This window comes from Streptomyces griseus subsp. griseus, assembly GCF_003610995.1.
Taxonomy (GTDB): domain Bacteria; phylum Actinomycetota; class Actinomycetes; order Streptomycetales; family Streptomycetaceae; genus Streptomyces.
Map to the genome: position 1 here is coordinate 6386096 of NZ_CP032543.1, position 13784 is coordinate 6399879.

The 13784-nt window shown below is 72.3% G+C and carries 12 protein-coding genes and 2 riboswitches; of the genes, 6 read left to right on the forward strand and 6 right to left on the reverse strand.

The genetic code is table 11. The annotated features are described in order from the left end of the window. Positions 1 to 217 precede the first annotated feature (217 nt). Positions 218 to 397, reverse strand: a riboswitch (cobalamin riboswitch). A gap of 164 nt (positions 398 to 561) precedes the next feature. Next, positions 562 to 1380: a precorrin-6A synthase (deacetylating) gene (gene cobF, locus D6270_RS28675; protein WP_109162794.1), complete on the forward strand. Its 819-nt coding sequence runs from the start codon at positions 562 to 564 to the stop codon at positions 1378 to 1380. A 118-nt stretch (positions 1381 to 1498) separates the two neighbouring features. On the opposite strand, the gene D6270_RS28680 is transcribed toward cobF, so the two are convergent. Next, entirely contained in the window at positions 1499 to 1696 is a 198-nt protein-coding gene (locus D6270_RS28680; RefSeq protein ID WP_015612446.1) for a hypothetical protein, read from the reverse strand. Between the two features lie 301 nt (positions 1697 to 1997). Further along, a riboswitch (cobalamin riboswitch) is annotated at positions 1998 to 2144 on the forward strand. 182 nt (positions 2145 to 2326) lie between these two features. Here D6270_RS28680 and metE point away from each other — a divergent pair. From metE to D6270_RS28695, 3 genes are all read left to right on the forward strand, one after another. Continuing rightward, on the forward strand, positions 2327 to 4651 hold the full coding sequence (metE, locus tag D6270_RS28685; protein ID WP_109162793.1) for a 5-methyltetrahydropteroyltriglutamate--homocysteine S-methyltransferase: 2325 nt from the start codon (positions 2327 to 2329) through the stop codon (positions 4649 to 4651). Between the two features lie 241 nt (positions 4652 to 4892). After that, complete coding sequence (locus D6270_RS28690; protein ID WP_109162792.1) at positions 4893 to 6386, forward strand: pyridoxal phosphate-dependent decarboxylase family protein; 1494 nt, start codon at positions 4893 to 4895, stop codon at positions 6384 to 6386. A gap of 37 nt (positions 6387 to 6423) precedes the next feature. After that, entirely contained in the window at positions 6424 to 7809 is a 1386-nt protein-coding gene (locus D6270_RS28695) for a lysine N(6)-hydroxylase/L-ornithine N(5)-oxygenase family protein (RefSeq protein WP_109162791.1), read from the forward strand. 81 nt (positions 7810 to 7890) lie between these two features. On the opposite strand, the gene D6270_RS28700 is transcribed toward D6270_RS28695, so the two are convergent. Together D6270_RS28700 and D6270_RS28705 are read right to left on the reverse strand one after the other, a co-directional pair. Then, on the reverse strand, positions 7891 to 8853 hold the full coding sequence (locus tag D6270_RS28700) for an electron transfer flavoprotein subunit alpha/FixB family protein (RefSeq protein WP_109162790.1): 963 nt from the start codon (positions 8851 to 8853) through the stop codon (positions 7891 to 7893). A 71-nt stretch (positions 8854 to 8924) separates the two neighbouring features. Then, positions 8925 to 9710 (reverse strand): electron transfer flavoprotein subunit beta/FixA family protein, encoded by a 786-nt coding sequence (locus D6270_RS28705; protein WP_109162789.1) that lies wholly within the window; start codon positions 9708 to 9710, stop codon positions 8925 to 8927. 187 nt (positions 9711 to 9897) lie between these two features. On the opposite strand from D6270_RS28705, the gene D6270_RS28710 reads away from it, so the two are divergent. Further along, positions 9898 to 10662: a TetR family transcriptional regulator gene (locus D6270_RS28710; RefSeq protein WP_109162788.1), complete on the forward strand. Its 765-nt coding sequence runs from the start codon at positions 9898 to 9900 to the stop codon at positions 10660 to 10662. 168 nt (positions 10663 to 10830) lie between these two features. Further along, a complete protein-coding gene (locus D6270_RS28715) occupies positions 10831 to 11196 on the forward strand; it encodes a Zn-ribbon domain-containing OB-fold protein (protein WP_109162787.1) in 366 nt (121 codons plus the stop codon). 67 nt (positions 11197 to 11263) lie between these two features. Here D6270_RS28715 and D6270_RS28720 read toward each other — a convergent pair whose 3' ends face one another. From D6270_RS28720 to D6270_RS28730, 3 genes are all read right to left on the reverse strand, one after another. Next, a complete protein-coding gene (locus D6270_RS28720) occupies positions 11264 to 11959 on the reverse strand; it encodes a type 1 glutamine amidotransferase domain-containing protein (RefSeq protein ID WP_109162786.1) in 696 nt (231 codons plus the stop codon). A gap of 183 nt (positions 11960 to 12142) precedes the next feature. Beyond that, positions 12143 to 13198 (reverse strand): amidohydrolase family protein, encoded by a 1056-nt coding sequence (locus D6270_RS28725; protein WP_225976974.1) that lies wholly within the window; start codon positions 13196 to 13198, stop codon positions 12143 to 12145. A gap of 75 nt (positions 13199 to 13273) precedes the next feature. Next, entirely contained in the window at positions 13274 to 13783 is a 510-nt protein-coding gene (locus tag D6270_RS28730) for a GbsR/MarR family transcriptional regulator (protein WP_109162784.1), read from the reverse strand. Position 13784 lies beyond the last annotated feature (1 nt).

The following is a 13784-nucleotide window of genomic DNA, read 5'->3' on the forward strand; positions in this document are numbered from 1 at the left end:
TCGTCGGTGAGATCGTCAGGAGAGATCCGGGGATGGCGCACGGGCCCCACCGCACGCGGCGCTCGGGCCGGGTGCGCGCGGGCGTGAGGGGGCTCGCCGTCGGGGGACGCGAAGGGCTGGGGCCGTCAGGGGGAAGCGGGGAGAACCGCTCGCCGGGACGGGCCTGCGGGGCCGTGGGTGCGGACCGGTGCCATGCGTGTCTGCTCCATCCTCGTGGAAACACGGAACATCCCGCGGCCGGTATCCTGACTCCCGGATCAGCGCCCGCCCTCATGCCTTCCCGACGGCTGCTTCGCCGTCAGTGGCGTTTCCCGCGAGGACGCACTCCCCGGTCACAGTGGCGGGACCGCGCCGGAATCGCACCGGCTTCCCTGACACCACGGGCCTTGAGCGTGGCCGGCGTACAGCCGGACACACCCTTGAGGGTGCCCGGCTGCACGCCGACCACCCCGCTGCTCACGAACATATAGTTGGACGTCCTAGTAAGTCCACCCCGCCTCGCCCCGGCCACCCTCGGGCCCGGCGCGATCGCGCGCCCCGCTGCTGGCATGATCGGCCGACATGAGCGACGCACCACGGCACATCCTCGTCATCGGCATGGGAGCCGGCGACCCCGACCACCTGACCCTCGCCGCGGTGAAGGCGATGCGCAGGGCGCAGGTCTTCTTCGTGCTCGGCAAGGGCCGGGAGAAGGAGTCCCTGACCCGGCTGCGGCGGGACATCCTGGCCGAGCACCTCACCGGCCCCTACCGGGTCGTCGAGGCCGAGGACCCCTGGCGGGACCGCACCCAGGACGACCGGGGCCGCTACACCTCGGCGGTGCACGACTGGCGCCACCGCCGCGCCGACATCTGCGAGCGCCTGATCATCGAGGAGCTGGCACCGGGGGAGACCGGGGCCTTCCTGGTCTGGGGAGACCCTTCCCTGTACGACAGCACCCTCGCGATCCTGGAGGACATCCGGGCCCGTGGAACGGTCGAATTCGGCCATGCGGTGATCCCCGGGATCAGCAGCGTCTCCGCGCTCGCCGCCCGCCACCGCACCTCCCTGAACCAGGTCGGCCGCCCCATCCACATCACCCCCGGCAGGCGGCTCGCCGGAGGGTTCCCGGACGACGACGGCGACATCGTGGTGATGCTGGACGGCCACGCGAGCTTCACCCATCTGACGGGCAGGGGGCTGTGGATCTACTGGGGCGCCTACATCGGCACCCCGGACGAACTCCTCGTCTCCGGCCCCCTCGACGAGGTCGCCGGGCAGATCAGCCGGGTGCGCGCCGAGGCCCGCGAACGCCACGGCTGGATCATGGACACCTATCTGCTGCGCCACGGGCCGGAGGCCGCCCACGGTACGGAGAGTCCGGGCGGCACCGGCAGCTGAGGGGCTCCGGCCCGCGAGCGGGGGCCCGGACAGGTGGCGGGTGTGGGATGACACCGGGCGGCGGGTCGCGTCGAGGCGCGGGCGGCCGCCGCACCTCGCCGTCGGACCCGGCCGGAGGTCAGCTCCGGGACTCGTGCGCCCGGATCACTCCGAGCCCGTGCCCCAGACTCGGGCACTCGGCGGTCAGGTCGTTGCCCCGCACCAGATAGTCGTGCACGCGCCCGTCAGCGGGCCGCTCCACGGCCCGGTACAGCGTGCCGTTCACGGTGATCGTCCAGTCGTCGCCGTCCTGGGCCCACCCGACTGTCTTCTTCATATGGCGCTTCCCTCGCTCGTCGCCGCCGTGGATCGGCGGCCGGGTATTGGCAGGAAGAACGGCCTGTGACGCTCTGTGGTTCCGGTTCGCCTACGCCATTCGGTTACATCTGTGTCACCGTGCCACCACGACCTGACCGGAAGTCAGCGAACGGGCGAAGAGGAGCGGAACCCGAGGTCACCCGTTCGGAGCCCGTGTCTCATATCACCGTCCGAAGTGTGAACAACGGTGTGCGCCCGGTGGCCGTCCCCTTAGGGTGGCCGGTGCAGCTGGTTCGCCCTGTCCGCCAGGCAGGGTGTCGTAAGAGGGAACCCGGTGGGAATCCGGGACTGCCCCGCAGCGGTGAGTGGGAACGACCGCCGTCATACGCACTGGGCCCGGCCGGGTCTGGGAAGCGACGGCCAGTAGGTGTCTGCCCCGGCAGACGTGCCCGCGAGTCCGAAGACCTGCCCGTTGCCCGCACGCGACCGTTCGTGTGCGGAGTTCCCGGTGACCTCGTGGGCGGGTCGGCGTAACCGTCGGGTGGACGGACACGGTCAACGTGTCGTGTTCCCGCCCGATTTCGTCACCCCTTCGCGTCCGCGTCCCGTCCCGGGATCAGCTGGAGACATGCTCGCGAAGGAGAGTCACGTGACAGCGAAGCCCGCAGCCGCGGCAGCACGGGCCACCGTGTACGGCTACCCCCGCCAGGGTCAGAACCGTGAACTGAAGAAGGCCATCGAGGGCTACTGGAAGGGCCGCGTCGACGCGGACACCCTCCGGCAGACCGCCGCCGAACTGCGCAGGGGGACCTGGCAGCAGCTCGCCGAGGCCGGGGTCCACGAGGTGCCGACCGGTGATTTCTCGTACTACGACCACGTCCTGGACACCAGTGTCATGGTCGGCGCTGTCCCCGAGCGGCACCGTGAGGCGGTCCGGGCGGACGCCCTCGACGGCTACTTCGCCATGGCCCGCGGTACGCAGGACGTGGCGCCGCTGGAGATGACCAAGTGGTTCGACACCAACTACCACTACCTGGTGCCCGAGTTGGGCCCGGACACGGTGTTCACCGCCGATTCCGCCAAGCAGGTCGCCGAGTTGCAGGAGGCCCTCGCGCAGGGGCACACCCCGCGCCCGGTCCTCGTCGGACCCGTCACCTACCTCCTGCTCGCCAAGGCGGCCCCCGGGGTCGCCGCCGACTTCGAGCCGCTGACCCTGCTGGACCGGCTCCTGCCCGTGTACGCCGAGGTCCTCGCCGACCTCCGGGCCGCGGGCGCCGAGTGGGTGCAGCTGGACGAGCCCGCCCTCGTCCAGGACCGCACCCCGGCCGAGCTGAACGCCGCCGCCCGCGCCTACCGCGAGCTCGGCTCCCTCACCGACCGCTCCAAGCTGCTGGTCGCCTCCTACTTCGGGCGGCTCGGCGAGGCCCTGCCGGTGCTCGCCAAGTCCCCGGTCGAGGGGCTCGCGCTGGACTTCACCGAGTCCGGCGCGGCCAACCTCGCCGACCTCGCGGCGGCCGGCGGACTGCCCGGCAAGCGCCTGGTCGCGGGCGTCGTCAACGGCCGCAACATCTGGATCAACGACTACGAGAAGTCGCTCGCCACCCTCGGCACGCTCCTCGGCCTCGCGGACCACGTCGACGTCTCCGCCTCCAGCTCCCTCCTGCACGTCCCGCTGGACGCCGACGCCGAGCAGGACATCGACCCGCAGATCGCCCGCTGGCTCGCCTTCGCCAAGCAGAAGACCGCCGAGATCGTCACCCTGGCCAAGGGTCTCTCCCAGGGCACCGAGGCCATCTCCGCCGAACTCGCCGCCAACCGGGCCGACCTGGCCTCCCGCACCGACGCCGCCGTCACCCGCGACCCGGCCGTCCGCGCCCGTACGGCGGCCATCACCGACGCCGACGGCCGCCGCTCCCAGCCGTACGCCGAGCGCACCCTCGCGCAGCGCGCCCACCTCGGACTGCCGCTGCTGCCGACCACCACGATCGGCTCGTTCCCGCAGACCACCGAACTGCGCACCGCCCGCGCCGACCTGCGGGCCGGCCGCATCGACGAGGCCGGGTACGAGGAGCGGATCAAGGACGAGATCCGCGAGGTCCTCTCCTTCCAGGAGAAGGCCGGGATCGACGTCCTGGTCCACGGCGAGCCCGAACGCAACGACATGGTGCAGTACTTCGCCGAGCAGCTCACCGGCTACCTCGCCACCCAGCACGGCTGGGTCCAGTCGTACGGCACCCGCTACGTCCGGCCGCCGGTCCTCGCCGGGGACATCTCGCGCCCGGAGCCGATGACCGTGCGCTGGACGGCGTACGCGCAGTCGCTCACCGAGCGCCCCGTCAAGGGCATGCTCACCGGCCCGGTCACCATGCTCGCCTGGTCCTTCGTCCGCGACGACCAGCCGCTCGGCGAGACCGCCCGCCAGGTGGCGCTCGCCCTGCGCGACGAGGTGAACGACCTGGAGGCGAACGGCACTTCGGTGATCCAGGTCGACGAGCCCGCCCTGCGCGAGACGCTTCCGCTGCGGGCCGACGAGCACGCCGCGTACCTGGCGTGGGCGACGGAGTCCTTCCGCCTCGCCACCTCCGGGGTGCGGCCGGACACCCAGATCCACACCCACATGTGCTACGCGGAGTTCGGCGACATCGTCCAGGCCATCGACGACCTCGACGCCGACGTCATCAGCCTGGAGGCCGCCCGCTCACACATGCAGGTCGCCCGTGAACTGGCGGCCCACGGCTACCCCCGCGAGGCCGGACCCGGCGTCTACGACATCCACTCCCCGCGCATCCCGAGCGCCGAAGAGGCAGCCGCCCTGCTGCGCAAGGGACTTGAGGCCATCCCGGCCGAGCGCCTCTGGGTGAACCCCGACTGCGGCCTGAAGACCCGCGGCTGGCCCGAGACCCGGGCCTCCCTGGAGAACCTGGTCGCCGCCGCGCGGGAGATCCGCGCGGAGCTGCCCACCGAAGCGGCGTGATCCGACCCGGTACGGGAGTGGCCACCGCCGCTCCCGTACCGGGGCACACGACCCCGACTCGGTTCGGGAGCAAGCCGGTTCGCAGGAGGCCCGGCCGGACGGAGCGCGTTCTTCCCCAGCGGCGGAGTTAGGTTAGCCTAACCCGCATCCCGGCTGTGGATCTTGCACTCCGATCGAAGGGCTTCGCCATGGAGCGTGCTCAGGGCCTGCTGCCCGCCGAACTCCGCCTGGGGCGTGCGGTGTGAGCGCCGGTACGGGAGCCCCTTTGGCCGGCGGCGTCCACGGCCCCGGCAGGCTGCGCGCCCTGACCGCCGTCGTCCTGGACGCCCTGGAGACCGCCGCCCGGACCCGGGGCGGACCGATCCCCGCCGGAGGGCCGGACGCCGTGGCCCGCCGGACCACCGCCCTGGCCGCTCCGGTGCTGCCCGAGGAAGGCGTCGGGGCCGAGGCCGCGCTCGCGGATCTGGTGCGGGCCGTCGCCGAGGGGGCCGCCGACCCGGCCGACCCCGCGTGCGTGGCCCATCTGCACTGCCCGCCGCTGGCCGTGGCAGCGGCGGCGGAGCTGGCGGGGGCTGCGCTCAATCCGTCGATGGACTCCTGGGACCAGGCGCCCGCCGCCGGGGTGATCGAGGAGCTGACCACGGCGGCGCTGGCCCGGCTCGTCCACCCGGACGCCCCCGCACCCGACGCCCTCATCACCAGCGGCGGCACCGAGTCCAACCTGGTCGCCCTGCTCCTCGCCCGCGAACGAGCGGCGCCAGGCCCCCTGCGTGTGGTGGCCGGGGCCAACGCCCACCACAGCGTGCACCGGGCCGCCTGGATGCTCGGCCTCCCCGCCCCGGCCGTCGTCGCCTGCCACGACGGCCGCATCGACCCCGCCGCCCTCGACCGCACCCTGGCCGGGCTCGGCGCCGGACCGGTCCTCGTCGTCGCCACCGCCGGGACCACCGACGAAGGGCGGATCGACCCGCTCCCCGAGATCGCCCGGATCGCGGAGCGGTACGGGGCCGAGCTGCACGTCGACGCGGCGTACGGCGGGCCCCTGCTCTTCAGCGAGCGCCTGGCGCCCCGGCTCGCGGGTCTCGGCCGGGCCGTCTCCGTCACGTTCGATCTGCACAAGCTCGGCTGGCAGCCGGTCGCCGCCGGGGTGCTGGCCGTCGCGGACACCGCCCTGCTCGCGCCGCTGTCCCTGCGCACCGACTACCTCAACGCCGACGACGACACCGAGGCCGGGCTCCCCGACCTGCTGGGCCGCTCGGTCCGTACCACCCGGCGCCCCGACGCACTGAAGATCGCGGTCACCTTCCGGGCGCTGGGGCGCCGGGGACTGAGCGAACTGGTGGAGCACTGCGTACGTACCGCTGAGGAGTTCGGGCGGGCCGTCGACGCACGGCCCGAACTACGCCGCCGGCCCGGTGAGATCGGGATCAGCACCGTGCTGTTCCGGCCGGTGGTGGCCGACGCGCTGGAACCGGAGGCCGGGGACGCCGTCGTCGCCGAGGTCCGCCGCACGCTGCTCATGGAGGGCCGGGCCGTCCTCGGGCGGGCGGTGGCCGAGGACGGCGACGGGCGGCGCGGACTCTGGCTCAAGGCCACCCTGCTCCATCCGGCCGCCGCGAGCGCCGAACTGCTGCCGCTCCTCGACCTGGTGACGGAGGCGGCGGAACGGGCGGCGGCCGCCCGCGGCGGCACCGGAGATACCGGCGCCCCGGCGGCGGAAAGGCTGTCGCCATGACGTTGCCGACGCGCACGAATCCTGTGGGAGGAACCCGATGACGCCCGGACCGCGAACCCCGCCCCTCGACCTGCTGGGGGTGGGCGCAGGGCCCTTCAACCTTTCGCTGGCCGCACTCGCCGACGGCGTTACCGGCCTGCGCACCGCCTTCCACGAACAGCGCCCCACCTTCAACTGGCACCCCGGACTGCTGATCGAGGGGGCGACGCTCCAAGTGCCCTTCCTGGCTGACCTGGTGAGCCTGGTGGAGCCGACAAGCCCTTGGTGCTACCTCAATTACCTCAAGACCCGGCGCAGGCTCTTCCCGTTCTACTTCGCCGAGCGCTTCCACATCCACCGCTCCGAGTTCGACAACTACCTGCGCTGGGTGAGCACCGAACTGCCCTCCACCCACTTCGGCCACCGCGTCGACGCGATCGCCTGGGACACGGGGGAGAGCGCGTTCGCCGTCGACTTCACCCGGCTCGGCCCGGACGGCGAGACCCTCGGGAGCGGGCTCGCCCACGCCCGTAACCTTGCTCTGGGCGTAGGCACCGCGCCCCATGTCCCCGCGCCGCTGCGGGACCTTGCCGCCGGCCCCGTACCGCTCGTCCTGCACTCCGCCGACTACCTCGCCCAGCGGGACCGGCTGCTCGCCGCCCGGCATGTCACCGTCGTCGGCTCGGGGCAGTCGGGCGCCGAAGTCCTGCTGGATCTGCTGCGGTTGAGGCCGGAGGGGGCGGAGGGGCTCACCTGGCTCGCCCGTACCCCGGCCTTCGCGCCCATGGAGTACAGCAAGATCGGGCTGGAGCAGTTCACCCCGGACTACACGCGCTACTTCCACGGCCTGCCGCAGGCCACCCGGGACCGGCTGCTGCCCAGCCAGTGGCAGCTCTACAAGGGGGTCAGCGGCGACACGCTCGGGGACATCCACGACGAGCTGTACCGGCGCAGCCTCGGCGGCGACTGGCCCGACGTCACCCTCACCCCGGGCATCGAGGTCACCGGCGCCACCGTGACGGACGGCGGCCGCATCGAACTGACCGTGCGGCACGGCCAGCAGGAGGCCGGGGGCAGGCTGACCACGGACGCGGTGGTCCTCGCCACCGGATACCGGGAGCGCCCGGTCGACACGCTGCTCGCCGCGCTGGACCCGCACATCGTCCGCGACGACGCCGGGCGGCCCCAGGTCGACGAGGCCCAACGGCTCGTCCTGGCACCGGAGATCGAGGGAGCCGTCTTCGTGCAGAACGCCGAGCGGCATACACACGGGGTCGGCGCACCGGATCTGGGCCTGGCCGCCTGGCGCTCCGCCGTCATCATCAACGCGCTGACGGGCAAGGAGACGTACCCGCTGCCGGACCGGACCGCCTTCACCACGTTCGGACTCGGAACGGAGGACCGTGCCGGGGTGCCGGGGCGGACAGCCGAAGAGCGGCGGTGATACGGCGCTGGGCCGCGCGGTGGGGTGCACCGTGCGGCCCAGGGCGGGGGTGTTGCTGGGTGGTGGGTGTTGTTCGGGGTGTCAGTTCTTGCGGGTGTTGATCTCTTCGGTGAGCTGGGGGACGACGGTGAAGAGGTCGCCGACGATGCCGTAGTCGACGAGGTCGAAGATCGGGGCTTCGGCGTCCTTGTTGATCGCGACGATGGTCTTGGAGGTCTGCATCCCGGCCCGGTGCTGGATCGCGCCGGAGATGCCCGAGGCGATGTAGAGCTGGGGGGAGACGGACTTGCCGGTCTGGCCGACCTGGGAGGTGTGCGGGTACCAGCCCGCGTCGACGGCGGCACGCGAGGCGCCCACCGCGGCACCCAGGGAATCGGCGAGGGCCTCGATCAGGGGGAAGTTCTCCGCCCCGTTGACCCCGCGGCCACCGGAGACCACGATCGCGGCCTCGGTCAGCTCCGGACGCCCCGTCGACTCACGCGCCGTGCGCGCGGTCACCTTCGTCCCCGTCGCACCCTCGCTGAACGACACCGGCAGCGCCTCGACCGCACCGGCCGCCGGGGCCGGCTCCACCGGGGCGGAGTTCGGCTTGACCGTGATGACGGGAACACCCCTGGAGACACGGGACCGGGTGGTGTAGGAGGCGGCGAACGCGGCCTGCGTGGCGATGGGGCCCTGCTCACCGGCCTCCAGATCGGTGGCGTCGGTGATGAGGCCCGACCCGGTCCGCAACGCGAGACGGGCGGCGATCTCCTTGCCCTCGGCCGAGGACACCACCAGCACCGCCACCGGCGACACCGCCTCGAACGCCGCCTGCAACGCATCCACCTTCGGAACCACGAGATAGTCCGCGAACTCCGCGGCATCCGCGGTCAGCACCCTCACCGCACCGTGCTCACCCAGCACACCCGCGGTCCCCTGCGCCCCCGCACCCAGAGCCACCGCGACCGGCTCACCCAGACGCCGCGCCAGCGTCAGCAGCTCCAGGGTGGGCTTACGGACCGCACCGTCCACGTGATCGACCAGAACAAGAACTTCAGCCATGACAACGCACTCCAGACAGGAAGAGGAAAGAGACGACAGAAAGGAGGGGGGGTGGGTGGCCTGCGGGCGGGCTAGATGAACTTCTGGCCCGCGAGGAACTCGGCGAGCTGCTTGCCGCCCTCACCCTCGTCCTTCACGATCGTGCCCGCCGTACGCGCCGGACGCTCGGCCGCCGAGTCGACCGCCGTCCACGCACCCGCCAGCCCCACCTCGTCCGCCTCCAGCCCCAGATCATCCAGGTCCAGCGACTCCACCGGCTTCTTCTTCGCCGCCATGATCCCCTTGAACGAGGGGTAACGCGCCTCACCGGACTGATCGGTCACCGACACCACCGCCGGCAACGACGCCTCCAGCCGCTCCGAGGCCGTGTCACCATCACGACGCCCGGTCACCACACCACCCTCGACCGCGACCTCCGACAACAACGTGACCTGCGGAACACCCAACCGCTCGGCCAGAAGAGCCGGCAGCACACCCATCACACCGTCGGTCGAGGCCATCCCGCAGACCACCAGGTCGTAACCGGCCCTCTCCACCGCCTTCGCCAGCACCAGCGACGTCCCCATCACATCCGTGCCGTGCAGACCATCGTCCTCGACATGAACAGCCCTGTCCGCACCCATCGACAACGCCTTGCGCAACGCGTCCTTGGCATCCTCAGGACCCACCGTCACCACGGTGACCTCCGCACCATCCGCCGCACCCGCGATCTGCAACGCCTGCTCGACCGCGTACTCGTCCAGCTCCGACAACAGACCGTCGACATCCTCACGATCCAGCGTCAGGTCATCGGCGAAATGCCGGTCACCGGTCGCGTCGGGCACGTACTTCACACAGACAACGATCCTCAAGCTCACGCCGGCTCTCCTGCCTACCTGGGTGTGGTCCCCCGCCGATCGGGCCCGGTCCCACCTGGGTGTGGTTTCTAAGGGTGACCTTATGGTACTCAGTACCCTCTGTAAAGGTACCCAGTGCCAAAAGCCCCCTTCCGGTGCTACGTTTCGCCGCATGAGCGAGGCACGCGGACCCGAGAAGAAGGCACCCATGCGGGAGGTGCTCGCCCAGGCGGCTTTCGGGCTCTTCCTGGAACGGGGCTTCGAGCGGACGACGGTGGACGACATCGTGGCGCGGGCCGGCGTGGGACGCCGCTCCTTCTTCCGTTACTTCCCCTCCAAGGAGGACGTGGTCTTTCCGGACCATGAGCGGTGTCTCGCCGAGATGACGGAGTTCCTCGCCGCCGTGGACGACGGTGATCCGGTGGGCGCGGTGTGCGACGCGGCGCGGATCGTGCTCCGGATGTACGCGGCCGACCCCGAGTTCTCCGTGCAGCGCTACCGGCTCACCCGGGAGGTGCCCGGACTGCGGACGTACGAACTCTCCGTGGTGCGCCGCTACGAACAGACGCTCGCCGGGCACCTCCGGGGCCGGTTCGGGGCGGGCGGCGACGGGGAGCTGCGGGCCGAGGTGATCGCCGCCTCCGTGGTGGCCGCGCACAACAACGGGCTGCGGCTGTGGCTGCGTTCGGGCGGTGCGGGCGATCCCGAGGCGGCCGTGGACCACGCCCTCGACCTGGTGCGGGACGTGTGGGAGCGGCCCGCCGGACCTCCATCCGGGCGGGAGGGGCAGACGGCGGGGCAGACGGAGGAACGGACCGGGAAACAGGCGGCGGAACAGCTGGCGCGACAGGCGGCGGCCGACGGCATCACCTCCGGCTCCGGCGACAACGAGGTCATCGTCATGGTGGCGGCCAGAGGGACCCCCATGTGGCGCGTCGTGCAGCAGATCGAGGCGGCCGTCGGCGAGAGCTGAGCGGTACGGGCGGCGGGACAGGCAGCATCCTCGGCGCGAGCCCGGTAATAATCGGCACTCAGTGCCTTTACTATCCGGCACTCAGTGCCATATGGTGCGGACGCGCCGTCAGCCAGGTGCGGCGCGTCCGAGTCGAGCGCAGGGGGTCGAGCCGTGTCTCAGGCAGGAATGGGCACCGTCCGGAAGGCGCACGAGGAGTGCGGCCTCTCCTACCATCGCTGCCGTTGGTGCGGCACCGCCTCGTTCCGGCGGCTGCTGTGCCCGGTGTGCGCGTCCAGCGAACTGGTGCCGGAACGTACCACCGGCCACGGGGTGGTCGTACGGACCGCCGTGGTCCACCGCTACACCGAGGCGGCGCGCAACGAATCCCTGGTCCGCTTCCCCGAGGGCTTCGTCTTCCGCTGCCAGGTCGTCGGCGCCGCACCGCAGATGGTGACGGTCGGCGCCCGCGTGAAGCCCCTCGCGGGGGAGGAGCCGGACTCGGGCGCCGTGGTCCTGGAGCTCTGCGAGCCGCCGGCGCAACGGGACTGGTGACGCCCGCGGAGGCCGGCCGCACGACGGAACCACAGGCCGGGGCGCGGGCGTCACGCGTGCGTTCCGGTCAGCCGATCCGCTTGAGCAGCTCCTCGGCCAGCGGGGTGGAGGACGCCGGGTTCTGACCGGTCACCAGGTTCCGGTCGGTGATCACGAACGGCGCCCAGGGCTCGCCCTCCTGGAAATCGGCGCCGAGCGCCACCAGCCGGTCCTGGAGCAGCCACTTGGCCTTCTCCGCCAGGCCGGCCTGGGTCTCCTCGGCGTTGGTGAAGCCGGTCAGCCGGTACCCGGCGAACGCGTTGGTGCCGTCGGCGCCCGTGGCGGCCAGCAGCGCCGCCGGGGCGTGACAGACGACGCCGAGCGGCTTGCCCGAGGCCAGGGTCTCGGTGAGCAGTCGCCCGGAGACCGGGTCCACCGCGAGGTCCTCCATCGGGCCGTGGCCGCCCGGGTAGAAGACGGCGTCGTACGCCTCCAGGTCCACGTCCTCCAGTACGACGGGGCGCCGCAGCTCCTCGAACGCCTCCAGCCCCGCCGCCACCTTGTCGGCGCCCTCCTGGCCACCGTTGACGTCGGGGGCCAGGCTGCCGCGGTCCACGGTCGGGACGACGCCGCCCGGGGTGGCGACGACCACCTCGTGACCGGCGGCGGTGAACACCTGGTACGGGGCCACGGCCTCCTCGGCCCAGAAGCCCGTCGGGTGGGCCGTGCCGTCCGCGAGGGTCCAGTGGTCCGCGCCGGTCACCACGAAAAGGATCTTTGCCATGTCGTACATCTCCATTGGTCGGGGTGGCTGAACAGGCCGACGGTAGGCCCGGTCCGGCCAGGAGCCGCGCCCCGCCGACGCGTGCCGGAAAGTGGCTTCCGACGGGTCGGCGGCGATCGGCCGTCCGGCGGATCGCCTGCCCCCGGCAGCCCGTCCGAACCATCCGGACCGCTCCGGTGCGGATCAGCCCCGGCGCCGTGCCCCGGCCGCGCGGGCCATCAGCGCCTCCGCGTTGCCCGAGAGCCAGGCGGTGGTCACTTCGGCGGGCAGCGGGAGCGCGGTCAGCTCATCCGCCAGCGAGCCGGTCGGGGCCGGGTTGACCCAGGTCGAGGTGCCGAACAGGACCCGGTCGCGGGCCATCCCCCGGGCGTGGTGGAGCAGCGGCTCCCAGCCCGATCCGGGCCTGTCCATGTGCCGGGGCCGGTGCGAGGAGAACTCCAGGAAGACCCCCGGATGCCGGGCCGCGGTGAGCAGGGTCTCCTGCACATCGGGCCAGCCCGCGTGCCCGGCGACGAGGAGCAGCTCCCGGTGGCGGCCCGCCAGCGTCTCGACCGTACGCCAGCTGCCCAGGCCGCTCGGGTGGCTGCGGGCGAAGTGGTGGCCGGTGTGCAGCCAGACCGGCAGCCGGGCCCCGGCCGCAGCGTCCCAGACCGGGGAGAACCGTGGATCGGCCGGGTCGGTGCCGTCCAGGAAGGGGATCACGCACAGCCCGGCCGCACCCGCCGCAGCCGAACGTTCCAGCTCGCCCAGAGCGGTGGCGGGGTCGCGCAGCGAGAGCCCGGCCCAGACGTGGACCCGGTCGCGTACGTCCCGGGTCGTCTCCAGGAGCCAGTCGTTGACGGTACGGCCGTCCGGCAGACGCTCCTGCGAGCCCATCGCGAACTCGCCCGTGACGCCCTGCCGTCGCCGGTCGGCGAGGTGGGCGGCCAGGTCGAAGGGCGGCCGGCCGGGCGGCAGCAGCACATCGACCGCGTCCTGCCAGCGGACGGCCAGCGCGTCGCGGTAGGCGGTGTGCGCGGCACCGAAGTACCGGCAGAAGGAGGCGGAGAAGACGTCCAGGTACTCGGGGGCGTTCTCGCCCAGCCGGTGCAGATAGACCCGCCACCCCGCGTCGTCGTACACCAGCGAGCAGGCGTCCACGATCCGCGGACGGGCCCGGGCCCCCGGGACCGCGTCCGCCACGGCGGTGCTGGCCGCCGCTGTTCCGTCGCTGAGGGCAGGGCCGGACGACACGTTCACGGTCACTCCATCGAGGGTCTTCAAGAGCCGTCAAGGGGGAAAATCGGCCGAGGATGCAGGGGCGCGGAGGCCGTTTCAGGAAGCCGCGCGCCGGGCCTCCCAGTCGGCCACCAGCGCCTCGGTCTGGTGGACGTATCCGCTGAACAGGTCGGCGAGCGAGGCCAGCCGGCCCCGGGCCTCGCCGCGCGCGACCGGGATGCCCGAGCTCAGCGTCTCGGTGAACTTGCGCATATGGGCGTTGTTCACCAGCAGCAGGTGCTGGAGGTCGCCCACCGCCTCGTAGTCGATCCGCCGGCTGCCGGGCCTGGTGGAGCGCCGTACCAGCGTCCAGGACTCCAACTGGCGTGCTGCCACGCTGAGTCCGCTCTTGGCCTGGCCGAGCTCACGGGTCATGGTGTCGAGGTCCACCGGCTTGTTGCGCAGCAGGAGGTAGCCGAAGAGGCGTCCGGTGGCCTGGGGGAGGCCCCACCGTTCCATCAGCGAACCCATCTCGCTGATGAAGGCGGCCTCCGCGTCGCTGAACCCGTCGGGGCCGGGGGCCGGGGCAGGTCCTGCGTCGGGGGTGATGTCGTCGTGGTCAGTCATG

What these genes read in the sequence shown, in the direction of transcription:
- D6270_RS28695 (WP_109162791.1), top strand. Translation starts at nt 6,424, where the DNA reads ATGACGCCCGGACCGCGAACCCCGCCCCTCGACCTGCTGGGGGTGGGC.
- D6270_RS28700 (WP_109162790.1), bottom strand. Translation starts at nt 8,853, where the DNA reads ATGGCTGAAGTTCTTGTTCTGGTCGATCACGTGGACGGTGCGGTCCGT.
- D6270_RS28720 (WP_109162786.1), bottom strand. Translation starts at nt 11,959, where the DNA reads ATGGCAAAGATCCTTTTCGTGGTGACCGGCGCGGACCACTGGACCCTC.
- cobF (WP_109162794.1), top strand. Translation starts at nt 562, where the DNA reads ATGAGCGACGCACCACGGCACATCCTCGTCATCGGCATGGGAGCCGGC.
- D6270_RS28710 (WP_109162788.1), top strand. Translation starts at nt 9,898, where the DNA reads ATGCGGGAGGTGCTCGCCCAGGCGGCTTTCGGGCTCTTCCTGGAACGG.
- D6270_RS28680 (WP_015612446.1), bottom strand. Translation starts at nt 1,696, where the DNA reads ATGAAGAAGACAGTCGGGTGGGCCCAGGACGGCGACGACTGGACGATC.
- D6270_RS28730 (WP_109162784.1), bottom strand. Translation starts at nt 13,783, where the DNA reads ATGACTGACCACGACGACATCACCCCCGACGCAGGACCTGCCCCGGCC.
- D6270_RS28715 (WP_109162787.1), top strand. Translation starts at nt 10,831, where the DNA reads ATGGGCACCGTCCGGAAGGCGCACGAGGAGTGCGGCCTCTCCTACCAT.